This window comes from Psychromonas sp. KJ10-10 (assembly GCF_047323245.1).
GTDB lineage: Bacteria > Pseudomonadota > Gammaproteobacteria > Enterobacterales > Psychromonadaceae > Psychromonas.
On the sequence record NZ_CP178826.1, the window covers coordinates 3,740,870 to 3,755,720 of the forward strand.

14 protein-coding genes are annotated in these 14,851 nt (G+C 37.3%); 10 read left to right on the top strand and 4 right to left on the bottom strand.

Going from position 1 to position 14,851, the window contains the following annotated elements; translation table 11 throughout:
• Positions 1–644: 644 nt before the first annotated feature.
• From ACLKMH_RS21500 to ACLKMH_RS21545, 10 genes are all read left to right on the top strand, one after another.
• Entirely contained in the window at positions 645–1,094 is a 450-nt protein-coding gene (locus tag ACLKMH_RS21500; RefSeq protein ID WP_413699891.1) for an extracellular solute-binding protein, read from the top strand.
• 104 nt (positions 1,095–1,198) lie between these two features.
• The gene (locus ACLKMH_RS21505) at positions 1,199–1,423 is read left to right on the top strand and encodes a hypothetical protein (RefSeq protein WP_413699892.1); all 225 of its coding nucleotides are present in this window, start codon (positions 1,199–1,201) and stop codon (positions 1,421–1,423) included.
• Positions 1,386–1,781 (top strand): extracellular solute-binding protein, encoded by a 396-nt coding sequence (locus ACLKMH_RS21510; RefSeq protein WP_413699893.1) that lies wholly within the window; start codon positions 1,386–1,388, stop codon positions 1,779–1,781. Before ACLKMH_RS21505 ends, ACLKMH_RS21510 begins: the two co-directional genes overlap by 38 nt.
• A 134-nt stretch (positions 1,782–1,915) precedes the next feature.
• Positions 1,916–3,214: an ABC transporter permease subunit gene (locus ACLKMH_RS21515; RefSeq protein WP_413699894.1), complete on the top strand. Its 1,299-nt coding sequence runs from the start codon at positions 1,916–1,918 to the stop codon at positions 3,212–3,214.
• Entirely contained in the window at positions 3,214–4,101 is an 888-nt protein-coding gene (locus ACLKMH_RS21520) for a sugar ABC transporter permease (protein ID WP_413699895.1), read from the top strand. Before ACLKMH_RS21515 ends, ACLKMH_RS21520 begins: the two co-directional genes overlap by 1 nt.
• Positions 4,101–5,228 (top strand): ABC transporter ATP-binding protein, encoded by a 1,128-nt coding sequence (locus ACLKMH_RS21525; RefSeq protein WP_413699896.1) that lies wholly within the window; start codon positions 4,101–4,103, stop codon positions 5,226–5,228. Before ACLKMH_RS21520 ends, ACLKMH_RS21525 begins: the two co-directional genes overlap by 1 nt.
• A 28-nt stretch (positions 5,229–5,256) precedes the next feature.
• Positions 5,257–5,892, top strand: a complete 636-nt coding sequence (locus ACLKMH_RS21530) for a hypothetical protein (RefSeq protein ID WP_413699897.1) — start codon at positions 5,257–5,259, stop codon at positions 5,890–5,892.
• A 67-nt stretch (positions 5,893–5,959) separates the two neighbouring features.
• Positions 5,960–6,061, top strand: coding sequence for an alpha amylase N-terminal ig-like domain-containing protein (locus ACLKMH_RS21535; protein WP_413699898.1), 102 nt, complete (start codon positions 5,960–5,962; stop codon positions 6,059–6,061).
• A gap of 1 nt (position 6,062) precedes the next feature.
• Positions 6,063–7,796: an alpha amylase N-terminal ig-like domain-containing protein gene (locus ACLKMH_RS21540; protein ID WP_413702434.1), complete on the top strand. Its 1,734-nt coding sequence runs from the start codon at positions 6,063–6,065 to the stop codon at positions 7,794–7,796.
• Positions 7,797–7,912: 116 nt separating this feature from the next.
• A complete protein-coding gene (locus ACLKMH_RS21545) occupies positions 7,913–8,839 on the top strand; it encodes a LysR family transcriptional regulator (RefSeq protein ID WP_413699899.1) in 927 nt (308 codons plus the stop codon).
• Between the two features lie 76 nt (positions 8,840–8,915).
• Here the strand turns inward: ACLKMH_RS21545 and ACLKMH_RS21550 are convergent, their stop codons facing one another.
• From ACLKMH_RS21550 to ACLKMH_RS21565, 4 genes are all read right to left on the bottom strand, one after another.
• Positions 8,916–9,821 (bottom strand): hypothetical protein, encoded by a 906-nt coding sequence (locus tag ACLKMH_RS21550; protein WP_413699900.1) that lies wholly within the window; start codon positions 9,819–9,821, stop codon positions 8,916–8,918.
• Between the two features lie 193 nt (positions 9,822–10,014).
• A complete protein-coding gene (locus ACLKMH_RS21555) occupies positions 10,015–11,712 on the bottom strand; it encodes an alpha-glucosidase (RefSeq protein ID WP_413699901.1) in 1,698 nt (565 codons plus the stop codon).
• 85 nt (positions 11,713–11,797) lie between these two features.
• The gene (gene glk, locus ACLKMH_RS21560; protein WP_413699902.1) at positions 11,798–12,763 is read right to left on the bottom strand and encodes a glucokinase; all 966 of its coding nucleotides are present in this window, start codon (positions 12,761–12,763) and stop codon (positions 11,798–11,800) included.
• A 43-nt stretch (positions 12,764–12,806) separates the two neighbouring features.
• On the bottom strand, positions 12,807–14,483 hold the full coding sequence (locus ACLKMH_RS21565; protein WP_413699903.1) for a glycoside hydrolase family 13 protein: 1,677 nt from the start codon (positions 14,481–14,483) through the stop codon (positions 12,807–12,809).
• Between the last annotated feature and the right edge of the window lie 368 nt (positions 14,484–14,851).

Sequence of the window (14,851 nt, forward strand, 5' to 3'; positions counted from 1 at the left end):
AATCGTATCTGGAAGAAAAGGCTTCGGAAGATAACCTTGCTCTATTTAGCTTCCATTTACTTTTTTAATTAAGAATACGTATGAAAGTAATCAGGTGTCCTTAATTGGTGGTTATAATAGGAGGGTCATCAGCAAGCAGGAAATACAATTTATCCACGACATCCATAGAAAAAATGCATGGCTAATAGATAAAGCGTTAACTAAAACAAAAAATATTCTTAACTACCCGCATTGAGCAAAAAAAGCACATTCGAATATCGTGACAAAGCTCTCTTTAATTTTTTTAATATGAATTTTATGAAATAAAATAGAAAAATATTAAGAACAATTACGCCACTAAAAAACACATAATTTTTTAGCGACAAGCTCACATTTTATAACCATACAAAAATCAACATGCCAGCATTATTCACGCGCTAGATAACGCATTTTCACAATGAAATGCATTTTATCTATGGCTTATCAGAATAATCCATATTTCAACCCATCTTTTCGCTGGCATATCATGGCGACCAATTAATCTTGGTCTAGCGCTTATCCGTCGCATTATTTTTAAGACCCATTTTAACCGTATCACCTTGTTGTCTAGCCCTATTCAGCAAGGTATTTGCCCTTTAACTATTTTAATCCTACTAGGAGTCAACATGATTAAGAAAATAACGATGGCCACTTCAATTGCGCTACTTTGTTCACATGGTGCAATGGCGGCAGACAATGTGGTCGTTGGTGTGGAAAAAGCATATATCCCATATTTCACAGAGCTAGCAGACAAATTCAATCAAGGAAAAGATTTTAAAGTAGAAGTTACCACTACTAAAATGTTTGACCTATTAGACGCTTTACCAACCCAGAAAGGTAATATTGCCGACCTATTTATGGTCCCTAATGATCGCATTGGTGATCTCGCTAATCAGCGTTTAATTGAACCAACTAACTTTACAATTTCAGGTTATACAGAGACAGCAACAGAGTCAGCTGGTTACGATGGCAAAACCTACATGCTTCCAATGTCGACTGATACAACACTGTTCCTTTATAACAAAGACAAACTTAAAACGCCAGCCAAAAACATTAAAAGAACTTCCAGCATCTGACTGGGTCGCCAAATTCACTGACTTTTATTTTACCGGTGGTCTTTTCATGGCAAACCAAGGTTACATCTTTAAAGATAATAACCCTGCCGATATTGGTTTAGCTAATGCAGGTGCAATCAAAGCCGGCTTTGCGAGCAAAAGACTTATACAGCAGTGGTGTTGAGCATTGGACACTGATGCAAGACGATACCGTTGCTTATGACATCATGATGAAAAACTTCACCGAAGGAAAAATAAACGCAATTATCAATGGCCCTTGGGCAATCGCTGATATTGAAAAAGCAGGTATCAATGTTGGTGCTTGCGCCAATTCCAAGCTGGGATGGTAGTCATACATACCAAGCATTAACCGGTACAAAAGGTATCGCTATTAATGGTTACAGTAGTAATAAAGATGGTGCTAAGGCCTTTCTTGAATTTTTAGCGACACCAGAATATGCCAATAAATGGTATGACATGACACGTGAAATCTCACCAAACCTTTCTGTAAATTATGCTGAAGGCTCAGTCCATAAAGCCATTTTTGATGCGACTAATGCAGGTTTACCTATGCCTAATATCCCACAATTCGGAAAAGTATGGGGCCCGATGAAAACCGCACTTGGTCAAATTGCACAGGGACAAGATGTAAAAGGTGCATTAGAAGGCGCCGTTGACAATATCAAAATGGATATTGAAGAAATGTAACCTCTGTTAAGTGCTTTGATAGAGCACTTAATTTTACCTCAGACACGTGAACTCACTGATATTGATCACGTGTCTGAATTCACAACTCTTATTAAACAATAGTTTAAATTATATTTATTAAAAGTGGGTTAACAATGAGTCAACGTTTTGTTTTCTGGATCTCGATGCTAATACCGGGTAGTGGGCACATGATGCTACGCCGATTACGAGAAACATTATTTGGATTTTCACTTCTCGCTTTAGAGATACTCGTTTATATCCAATTTATTCTGCCTAATTTCCGTTTATTATTCGTTGAGCAAGCTAATGGAAAATTAACCATTGGTTTAGAACGTTTTGTAGATGATTCTTTTCTTATCATGGTTGGCTCCACCTTTGGTGCAATCATGCTTTTATTGTTTGTAGCCTTGCATTATGCCTTTGCGCGCGACGCCAAAGACGTTAAACGTCAAATAGATGTAAATGGATATGCCATTACTTTTACAGAAAAAGTAAGGGGCTTATCCCATGAAATAGTGCCCAACATTATTACCGCACCAAAATTTATTTTGCTGTTTGTATTCTCTTTTTTACCAGCAATAGTCTCTATTGCAGTGGCATTTACAAACTATAAACGCCCTATCCTGCCACCGGCATTTTTACTCGAATGGAAAGGTTTCTCGAATTTTGAACGCCTTTTTACTAATGAACGATTAGCCTCAGGGTTCTGGGATACATTAAGCTGGACAATGACCTGGACCTTTTGTGCCTCGGCATTAACCATAGTGTTAGGCACAGTCTTAGCGGTTGTTGCTAATAATAAAAAAATCAAAGGCAAAAAATTCTTTCGAACTGTTTATATTCTTCCTTGGGCAGTACCAGCATTCTTAACCATATTAGTTTTCCAACTATTTTTCTCAAAAGTAGGTGGCATGAATACTATGGTCATCCCTTTCTTTACAGGTAATGAATATGATGTAGCAACAGCAATCGGATTTTTCCTGAATGCAGATTACGCCAAAATTACCATCATTTTAATTCAAGCTTGGCTTGGTTTTCCTTACGTATTCATCTTAGTCACTGGTGTATTACAAACCATTCCTGATGACCTTTACGAAGCAAGTAGCATTGATGGCGGTAATGCCTGGACTAACTTCTTTGATATTACATTACCGCTAATATTAATTAGTGTCGCCCCAGTGTTTATCACGCAATTTACCTTCAATTTTAACAACGTCACCATTGTATACATGTTAGGGGAAGCAACCATACAAACAGTGGGCGCTGTGTATAAACCCCTAGATACCATTTCTTCTCTCGGCTTCCGTTTAATGATGGATGCAAAATATAGTGAAGCGACCGTTTATACCTTAATAGCGAGCACCTTTGTTGGCGCAATTGTCCTTTACACCTGGCTTAAAGCGGGTGCCTTTAAAAACGAAGAGGTCATGTAATGAGCACATCAAAATCTTTAAAACAAAATATTGTTACCCGCAACCTGGGAACAATCATGAGTTACCTTTTTCTTATCACTATGGCGATTATCATTATTTATCCAATATTAGTGACAATAATGAGCGCCTTTAATGTCAGTAACTCACTCTATTCAACGTCATTCTTTCCAGAGAACTTTAGTTGGACGGAAAATTTTAAACAATTATTTAGCAATACCGCATACGGAAGTTGGTACTTCAACACCTTTATTTTGTCGATTACGACAATGGTACTTTCAACGGTTATCGTGGTGATTTCTGGTTTTGTTTATTCGCGTTATCGTTATCAATCACGAAAAACAGCCTTAATGTCATTATTGTTAATACAAATTGTACCCTCAGGCAGTGGATTAATTGCGCTTTACGCTATGGCTAGCTCAATAGGTATCTACAGCTCAGAAAATGCCACGCTTTATACTTACATCTTTATGATGCTTATTTATACCGCTATGGGCACCACCATGAATACCCTACTGATGAAAGGCTACTACGATTCAATTCCACGTGATTTAGATGAATCAGCAAAGATTGATGGGGCGACTCAATTACAAATATTTTTAGAAATATTACTTCCCCTTGTTAAACCTATGATTGTGGTGATTGCCATCTTCTGTTTCCTCGGGCCAATTGGCGACATCATCATGCCAAAATTCCTGATTGCCAGCATGAGCAGTGAATCAAAAACCTTAGCAGTTGGTTTGATGGGATTAATTAACGATATCAAAGATTCAAATTATAACGTATTTGCGGCGGGCGCAGTGTTAGCCGCAATCCCGCCTGTTTTAGTTTTCTACAAATTTCAAAATTATATTGTTGGCGGATTAACGTCAGGTGGAGTGAAAGGATAATGAGCAAGATTTCTTTAAAAAATATTAATAAAAAATACCCTAACTCAGATCACTGTTCAGTGCGAGATTTTAACCTCGACATTGAAGAGGGTGAGTTTATTGTACTAGTAGGGCCTTCTGGATGTGGTAAATCAACCACCCTACGCATGATTGCGGGCTTAGAAGATATCACCGAAGGTGAGTTCATTCTTGATGGTGAAGTGGTAAATAATGTGAGCTCTAAAGACCGTGATATTGCCATGGTATTTCAAAGTTATGCGCTGTACCCACATATGTCAGTGCGTGAAAACATTGGTTATGGTTTAAAACTTCGAAACTACCCAGCAAGTACCGTAAAAAAACAGGTTGATGGCATATCTGAAGATCTATTTTTAACACAATACCTTGAACGTAAACCCAAAGAACTTTCTGGCGGTCAACGACAACGTGTTGCACTTGGTAGAGCCATGGTGAGAACGCCTAAACTATATTTGATGGATGAGCCACTCAGTAATTTAGATGCCAAACTTCGTACCACAACACGTACTGAAATATCACGTATGCATCGTAATAAAGGCGCTATTACGATTTATGTTACTCATGACCAAGTAGAAGCCATGACCATGGCCGACCGCATTGTATTAATGTCGATGGGTAAAATTCAACAAATCGGAACACCTAAAGAGCTATTTACCAACCCTAAAAACTGTTTTGTTGCCACCTTTATTGGTATGCCTTCAATGAACCTTATTGAAGGTAATTATAAAAATGGCAAGTTCAGTTGCCCCGCTTTCAGTATTTCTGTGTGCGATTCAGATCGCGCCATTCTTGATGATGCCGGATATGACGGTAAATCAATTTTCTTAGGCGCCCGTTCAAGTGCTATCCGTTCAGGTAAAAAATATGAACAAGCCTTCCCAGATTCTTGCTTTGAAACAACTGCAATGAATGTTGAATACCTAGGCGATAGCGTCAACGTTTTCTTCGAGGCGCGACCTCAGAATATGTTTGTTGGCACCTTAGGCACGGGCGAAAGAGAAGTGGACATTGACGAGAAAATTACATTAGTGATTGATAATACCAAACTTCACTTTTTTGATTCTGAAACCGAAGAGTCCATTAAATATAACCTCACAACAAGCAAATAACTAAGCCGGTTTATATAAGGAAAAAGTTTTGAGATTTAAAGGTCAATTACAACGTATTCACGATTATATGTTTCATATTGCTGTCGCAGTGATGATATTTATCGTCGGGTTTATTATTGTTTACAATAACTTACCAAAACAACAATTTGCTTACTCTGATTTTATCAGCGAGCAACAGCAGTTTAAACAGTGTGTCAATAACCCATCACTTTTTGACACTGTAAATGCCTTTGAAAAAAGTTACCGACAATTACCATTAGTGGATGTCTCAGCACAATATCAATCCTTAAAGGCATTGATTGACCGTGAGGTGCCACCTAATTGCAAAATGCGTCATGTTGAAAGTAGCTACGAGCAACTTCAACAGGTCGCATTATCAGTCATAACCACAGCTCAAGATTTTTTTGATAGTGAGGATGTTAAAGCGGTCAATGCCGTTTATACACCCTCATCACTTTACAGCGCATTACTCAATGCGCCTCAGCCCTACCTGTTTTTTATTTCCGATAAAAATCAAAATCGTATTGTCGCTATGAGAGCTTTGCCATCAGAAGAGTCAGTACAGATTGAGCCACTTTGGCAATATGAAAACAGTAAAAACCTTAACTTCACACAGGCAGAGGTGCAGAAATTATTACTGGTTTACAACGAAATAAAACGTTAATTCACGATTAATCACTTACACATTTAAAGATATATGTTGAAGCAATACATTATTAAGGTTCAAAAAAATGATAACAAAAGCGACTATTTATCACCGTTCTCATTCTAGTTACTCATACGCATATAATAAGGAAACGCTTCACTTACGTATACGAACCAGCGAAGGGTGAAATAAACAATGCCACACTTCGTATAGGCGACCCTTACGATTGGTCCGATGGAGGTGGCGGTGGTAACCTAAATGCAGAAAATGCAAAAGGATGGAGCGGTGCTGAAAATATATTAATGCAAAAAGAATGTGAAACAGAGCTTTTTGATTATTGGTTTTGCGAAGCTCGCCCACAATTTTACCGCGCTCGATATGCTTTTATTCTTGAGGGTAAAGATGACGAACTTTTATTATTTGGAGAAAAACAGGTTGTACCCATAACGAGCCGCGAGGATGATCCTGCGTTATCGCAACTGTACAACTTTTATGGTTTCCCTTATATCAATCCGACGGATGTATTCACAGCGCCATCCTGGGTTAAAAACACCATTTGGTATCAAATCTTTCCTGAGCGTTTTGCTAATGGTAATCCCGATATTTCGCCAGAAAATACCCTACCCTGGGGATCGCAGGATCCTAAAAGCAAAAGTTTCTTTGGGGGTGATATACAGGGCATTATTGATCACCTAGATTATATTCAAGATATCGGTATTACCGGTATTTATCTAACTCCTATCACTGAGGGGGAAAGTAATCATAAATATGATACCACTGACTATTTTAAAGTTGACCCGGCCTTTGGTGATGAAAAGACAATAAAAGTGTTAATTGAAGAGGCTCATAAACGCTCAATAAAAGTCATGTTTGACGCCGTTTTTAATCATATTGGTTCAAGCTCGAAACAGTGGCAGGATGTGCTTGAATATGGCAAAGACTCAAAGTATGTCGATTGGTTTTATATTGAACAGTTTCCATTAATTAACGAATCTAAACGCAAACGTCACAGTAAAGAAATGCTTAACTATCGTGCCTTTTCATTTTCTGAATATATGCCAAAACTGAATACAGAAAATCCAGAAGTCATAGAATATTTATTAGAAGTCGGTCGTTATTGGGTTCGTAACTTTGATATTGATGCCTGGCGATTAGACGTAGCCAATGAAGTTGATCAAAGATTCTGGCGACTTTTCCGTGACGAATTGAAAGCAATCAAACCTGAGATCTATATCCTAGGAGAGATTTGGCATGATTCTATGAACTGGTTAAAAGGGGATCAATTTGATGCGGTGATGAATTACCCTCTTACCGATGCTATTTTAGGTTTTTTCGCTACTGATACGTTAAATGCTCAACAGTTTACGTCTTTGATTAATGAACTTCATGTTAACTACCCGATCAATGTTAATGAAGTATCGTTTTTATTGTTAGATAGCCATGATACGCCTCGTCTTATCAACAAGTGCTCGGCGAATAAAGACAAAGCTAAATTAGCCTACCTATTTCAATTCACTCAAACTGGCTCTCCTTGTATTTATTACGGAGGTGAAATTGGATTAGATGGCGGCGAAGATCCACTTAACCGTAAATGTATGGTTTGGGATGAAACGCAACATGATTTAGACATGAAAGCGCACATAAAAAACATCATTAAACTGCGTAAAAAACACGTCGCATTAAGATCTCACAACATGTCATGGTTGTTAGTTGATGAAAAACAAAATAGTGTCATTTTTCAAAAGGAAGATGATGATGAAAAGATTGTTATTGTGATGAATAACAGCAATAAACCTTCCCAGCTAAAACTTTCGGAATCTCTTTCTGGTAGAAAAGTATTAGATATTTATAATAACACCCCCTACCAAATGGCAGAGACATTAACACTGCCTGCATTTGGCTTTGCCATTTATAAACTATAATGGTTAAGCTTTTTGATGAGTTTAACAAGATGTTGTTAAACTCATTTTTTGTAGTTTGTGAATGAAATAATAATTCAGACACTTAGTTTTTCTAATAACAGCGAGATCAATCAATTATGTTCAAATTAATGTTGCAATTTATTGAAGTAGCTAAAGCAAAAAATGTTACTCAAGCGGCTAACCAACTTTGTTTAAGCCAACCTACTTTAAGCCATAATATGCAAAAACTGGAGGAGAAGCTGGATTGTAAGTTGTTTAATCGTAACTCAAAAGGCATCACACTGACTAAGGGTGGTGAGTTACTTTTTGAGCAAGCTAAATTAATGCAACATTTATACGACAACACCTTGATCAAATTAGAAAATAATAAGTTAAGACATCAAGCTGAATTGAAAATAGGCTGTGGTGATGCATGGTGGCACCTATTTATTAGAGATTGCGTGAAAGATTTCCGAGATACTTATCCTCACACCAATATCACCGTAGATGTTGGAGATCATCTACAACTGATGAACCTATTACTGACTAATGAGCTGAGTATTTTTGTCGGCCATGAAATTGTCGGCTTAGCACAGTATGAAGATATTCTTTTCTACCCGCTTTTTAGCAGTCATGAAGAAGTTTACGTGAGAAAAGGACATCCACTATTAGAGATTGTTTGTAGTAATGAAGATACGGCACGTTTTCCCTCGGTAGACTTAGGTTCATCGAAAAAACGTTATGCACATTTACAACAACCAACCCCTGAGCGTAGCTCTTTTTACAAGCGCCATTACTTGCAAGAAAAGGTCACCTACACCACCAATTCATTTTTAACGGCGATCGATTTATTACAAACCAGTGATGCCATATTGCCTTATCCGGTGAATATGAAAGCCTATTTTGAAACCTTTGATATTGTGCCATTACAAATGCAAGAGTGCTTTAATAGAGCCACTATTGGCGCTTATCTGCATAAAGATGGTCGACAAGATAAACAAAGTTTAGCGCTGTTAGAGCAGTTTAAAGAATTAATAAAAAATAACCCTCATATTAAAAGTTAATGATTTCCACTCACGCTCTAAACCTAAAAAAATAGAAACTATTTTATCGCCTTTAAACACTACGATAGTTTCTTTTCTATTGCCCCGTCATATCTATCAATCCCAGATCTTTTCTAAAATATTGGCTTCTAAATAATACAGTCGAGCTAGCTGTTGCTTTGATAGTTTCCTCAGACAAAGTAGGATTATTCAAATCCATAATAACGCGATCGGTTAATCTCAATTCATTAATAACAGATGCAAAATTCTGGTTAAAGATAGATTCGAACTCACCTGACTCAATTAACCGTTCTAATCCTAGCTGTAAACGTTGCGCTAAAAGTGGTCGAGATTTATTAACAAAGAAAAACAGAGGCAGTGGATAATAGATTAATAATGAATCCTCAATGACAATGCCCTGATCTTGATAGGCTAAATACTCCGCATTAATCTCACTTGTTCCTCGACTGAAACAATTAAAACGATCTCGTATGAGTTGTTGAAATAAAAGCTCTTTTTTATAGGTTGTATGAACAGGTAACTGATTAGCGCGTAAAATATCAGTGTCTGGCCAGTCTTTATGTTGGCCGATGATAATATTCCTTTCAATTAACTGTTGTTTATTTTTAATGCCATCAAACAGGCCTTGATGACCTTCTTTAATCAAACAGATCCTGTAACCCATCAAACCATTAAGCATAGGAATGCGAATAGGAATAGCGATTTCTTCTCGCTCCTTGGTGGCGCCATAACCGGCAATATCAAGTTTTGAATTTTTTAATTTAGCGATTTCAAGTAGCGACCGTCCCTGCTCCATTTCAATCGACTTTATTAGTTCATAATCGCCATATTCCGCTTCTGTTAATTGTAACGCCCGCTTCAAATAATCCATCATAATGGTTGTCTGGTTATTCCATAGACTATCCCATACGATTATCTTTGTCCCTTGCGAATAATTTAACGAGCTATAAAATAATAGAATAACTGTTATACAAATTCTCATTAATTGCTTCCTGCAGATAATAGAATTAATGAGTATAGAACTTTAAATGAGAATTGTTAGCAAATAGATAAATACGATGAAAAGATGATGGAAAGCGAAAGGTAAAAGATAAAAGGTGGAAGGACCTCTGCTAACGCTAAACTTATAGCGCTAGCAGGTTTATAAAAGAAACGAATTTATCTATCTAATAAGCCTATGCTAAGCGGTATATTTTAGTTTCAAAGGGCTGAAGTTGATAATGTTCATTATTGTTATTAGCGTAATTAGTTAATAGCAAATTTTCTTCAGAAAGGTCGCTTTTATAATAATCAACTGGCACAGTTTCTTTGCTGAGGTTACAAATAATCAGCAGTTGCTGTTCTTTTAAGCTACGCGTATAGGCATAAATATTTACATCATCTTCGAGCACCAAATCATAATCACCGTACACTAAAACAGGCTCTGCTTTGCGCAGTGCAATAAGGCGACGGTAGAAATTAAACACCGAATTTTGGTCTTTTTTCTGCTCTTCTACATTAATACTTTGATAATTAGGGTTAACCTTCAACCAAGGTTCGTTTGCACTGAAACCAGCATTTTTTGTTGCGTCCCATTGCATCGGAGTACGTGAATTATCTCGGCCAATTCGACTTAAAAAATGTAAAATTTCCTGTTCTGGCATGCCCTGTTCAAGTAACTCTGCATAATGGTTTTTAGTACCAACACAATCAAAATCATCAATATGATCAAACTGAGTATTTGTCATGCCGATTTCTTGGCCCTGATAAATAAAAGGAGTGCCCTGCATCATGAAGTACATAACCGCTAAAGAGGTTGCGCTTTCATACCAATAATTTTCAGCATCACCCCATTTTGAGACAATTCTAGGCACATCATGATTTTCCAAAAACAGCGCGTTCCAACCGGCATTTTGTAAGCCTTTTTGCCACTTACTAAAAATACCTTTAATTTTAGTAAGGTCCAATTTCGCCTCTGAATCTTCATTCCAAAGTTTCAAATGATCGAATTGAAAAATCATATTTAAACGCTGTTGTTCTTCGCCAACCCACTGCCCTGCTTGCTCAACAGACACGCCATTTGCTTCACCAACGGTCATAATGTCATAGTGGTTAAAAGTATGTTTGCACATATCATCGATATAATCGAGGACACCATCAACGTTCATCATTTTATCCCAACAAGGCACATTTTTAAGGCCTTTAGGGTTTGGCATATTCGCTAAACCAGGTTCTTTTTTCATGTGAGTAATGGCATCTAATCGGAAGCCATCGATACCTTTGTCTAGCCACCAATTAATCATTTTATAAATCGCATCACGGACAGCTTGATTTTCCCAATTTAAATCCGGTTGTTTGCGAGAAAAAAGATGCATGTAATATTGCTTGGTCGCTTCATCTTTTTGCCAAGCAGAACCTTTAAAGATACTTTCCCAGTTATTAGGGGCTTTATCTTCCTCTGCGTCACGCCAAATATACCAATCTCGTTTAGGGCTATCTTTTGATGAGCGAGATTCAATAAACCATGGATGCTCGTCTGAAGTATGATTGACGACTAAATCTAAAATCAAGCGCATTCCTCGCGCATGAATAGCGACTAATAAATCATCAAAGTCCTGCATATCACCAAATTCATCCATAATGTCTTGGTAGTCGCTGATATCATAACCATTATCATCATTAGGAGACTTGAACATAGGGCAAATCCAAATCACATCTATGCCTAACTCTTGAAGGTAATCTAAACGCTCGATGATGCCACGCAAATCGCCAATACCATCTCCATTTGAGTCCATAAAACTACGAGGGTAGATTTGGTAAACGACTGCCTCTTTCCACCAACTGCGTTGAATATTATGGAATTTTTCATTGTTGTTAATCATTTCATTTTGCATATTTTTATCTTTTACTATTGATGGAATAAAACAGTTTAAAGTCAATTTATTGATGCTTTAACTGCCACTCTTTCCGGATTAATTGTTATAAACGAATGCCTAAGGATTGACGTAAATAAGCGCCTGCACCAAGCAAACCAGCCTGAGGGTGTGTAATAAGGTAAATAGGGATAGCTTTTAAATAAGCTTTAAATCGGCCTTTGTCCTCGAAAGCATCGCGAAATTCTGATGCTTGTAAAAAATCAATAAAGCGAGGTACTATGCCACCAGCAATATAAACACCACCAAAAGTACCTAGGTTTAATGCGAGATTTCCGGCAAAACGTCCCATAAATATACAAAATTGACTAAGAGCTTGATGACAATCCTTACACTGTTCGGAAATAGCTCGTTCACTGACCTGTTGAGGCGTTAATAATTCAGGAGTACGGTCATCAGATTTCACCAAGGCATTATAAATATTAACCAAACCAGGCCCTGACAATAACCTTTCAGCAGAAACATGACCAAATTCTTTACGCAATTGCTGTAATATTTGGTCTTCTATTTGGTTATTACTAGCCATATCCATGTGCCCCCCTTCACCCGCTAAACTCAGCCAACGACCTTCATTGGGAACAAGATGCGCAACACCTAACCCTGTGCCAGCACCATAAATGGCAATCGGTTTATCCTGTTCAACAGATTCGCCACCTAACTGAATTTTCTCATCATCAGCAAGCACAGGAATAGCCATTGAAACAGCGGTAAAATCATTGATCACAGTCAGTTGCTCCAAACCTAGGTTGGCTTGCATTTCTGTAATAGAAAATGCCCAGGTATGATTTGTCATCTCCACCCTATCACCTTGAATCGGGCAGGCAATAGCAATACAAGCTTTATCAACTTGTATACTTTTTTGTTGCAAATAAGCCTGTATAACAGATTCTAGAGATGGGTAATCTAAACCTGAAAAGGTCAACGCATGAGAGATATGGCCTGTTTCTAATTCACACAATGCTAATCGCGCATTTGTGCCACCAACATCTCCGACTAAACTATAAGTTGTCATATTTTTCTTCCATTTTACGATTCTAAAAATTGATAAATTTCATTCAGCTAGCGCGATTAATGACAAGCGCAAAGGACTCATAGGGAGCCAGTTCTAAAAGTTCTGTTAATTGCGTGCGTGGCTCATAATTAGAGATCAAACATTGCCCTGTTAACCCTTGTAAATATTCAGGTAAAGGCAATTGCACTGAGTCCTTAGTGAAATTATTAAATACTATAATTTGTACATTATCTAACTGACGCTGGTAGGCAAAAACCTGAGTATGAGATTCAAATAAAGGCACGTAATCACCATAAACCATCACCTCATGTTGTTTGCGTAATTTAATGAGTTTTTGGTAATGATAAAAAATAGAATCAGGATCATTTAAGGCGCTTTCAACGTTAATATCGCAATAATTTTTATTAGTTTTCAGCCAAGGAGAAACCTGACTAAAACCGCCATTTATGGTGTTTTTCCATTGCATCGGGGTACGCGCATTATCTCTGCCGTTTTCATAAATACCTTGCATCATCTGTTCATGTGAACAGCCCTCTGCAATGCGTTCTTTATAAAGGTTAAGGGTTTCAATATCTTGATATTCTTCAATATTTTCAAATTGCACGTTAGTCATGCCAATTTCTTCGCCTTGATAGATATAAGGCGTGCCTTTTAAAAAGTGCAATGCAGTCGCTAACATTTTTGCTGACTGCACTCGGTATTGACCAGGGTCACCATATTTTGAAACAGCACGCGGTAAATCATGATTATTCCAAAATAACGAATTCCAACCACTATCTGCTAAGCCTATTTGCCACTTGCTGATCACTTGTTTGAATTCAACCAGATCAAAAGTACGTGGTTTCCACTTACCTTCATGAGGGTCAAAAGTGATGGTAATATGCTCAAACTGAAAAACCATTGATAACTCTTGTCGCGCCGGCTCTGAGTATAACTTGGCAATTTCAGGGGTAGCACTCCAGGTTTCACCAACCGTTAATACATTATGTTCACCAAAGGTGGCTTTATTCATTTCCTGTAAAAGCGGATGTAAACGCGGGCCATTACTCATTATTTTGTTATCGACGTCTTTTCCTATCAGGTCAATAACATCCATTCTAAAACCGCCAATGCCTCTGTCTAACCACCAGTTCATCATCTTGTGCACGGCTTGCTGTGCTTTAGGGTTATCCCAGTTTAAATCTGGTTGTTTTTTAGAGAATTGATGAAAATAATACTCGCCAGTGGTTTCATCAAATTGCCAACCGCTACCACCAAAGTAAGAATGAAAGTCATTAGGAGCGCTACCATCCGCTTGAGGTTTACGCCAAATATAATAATCACGAAAAGGGTTATCGACTGATTTTTTCGCTTCAGTAAACCATGTATGTTCATCGCTGGTGTGATTAACCACTAAATCCATGACAATACTAATATCATGCTCATTAGCGACAGAAATAAGCTTATCCATTTCAGCCAAGGTACCAAATTCAGAAGCGATGTCCTGATAGTCAGAAATATCGTAGCCATTATCATCCATCGGAGATTTAAAGACTGGAGATAACCAAATAACATTAACACCTAATAATTTTAAATATCCTAACTTGCTAATGATGCCCGCAATATCTCCAATACCATCATTATTTAAGTCCATAAAACTGCGTGGATATATTTGATAAACGACAGCGTTATGCCACCATTTTTTATCTTGTCTTTGCGTTGGTGATGAGGAGATTTTCATTAAAAATACTGTCCAAAAAATTTAACTAAAATTAATAATTCGATAATAGGCAGTAAATGACATAGAGTGAAATATCACTTACACCCAACATCCATAGATAAAATAAATTTCACCAATAAAAGTCCTATAAATCCCCACTTTTCCTGATAAAACAAGGGATAAAAAAACCTCAAAAAGTAGATTTAAATCACAAAATTATTTCTTGTAAATTTCGCTAGAAACAACTCAAAAAAACTGAATATGAGAAGCTATTAAATGGTCATATAAAAACAAAAAAATTAATAACAGTTGCTTATAAAAAATAAAATAGAGACGTTTAAAACATAGAGGTGAGAGTGATTAGCAAAAATAATTTAGCTGAGTGCTAC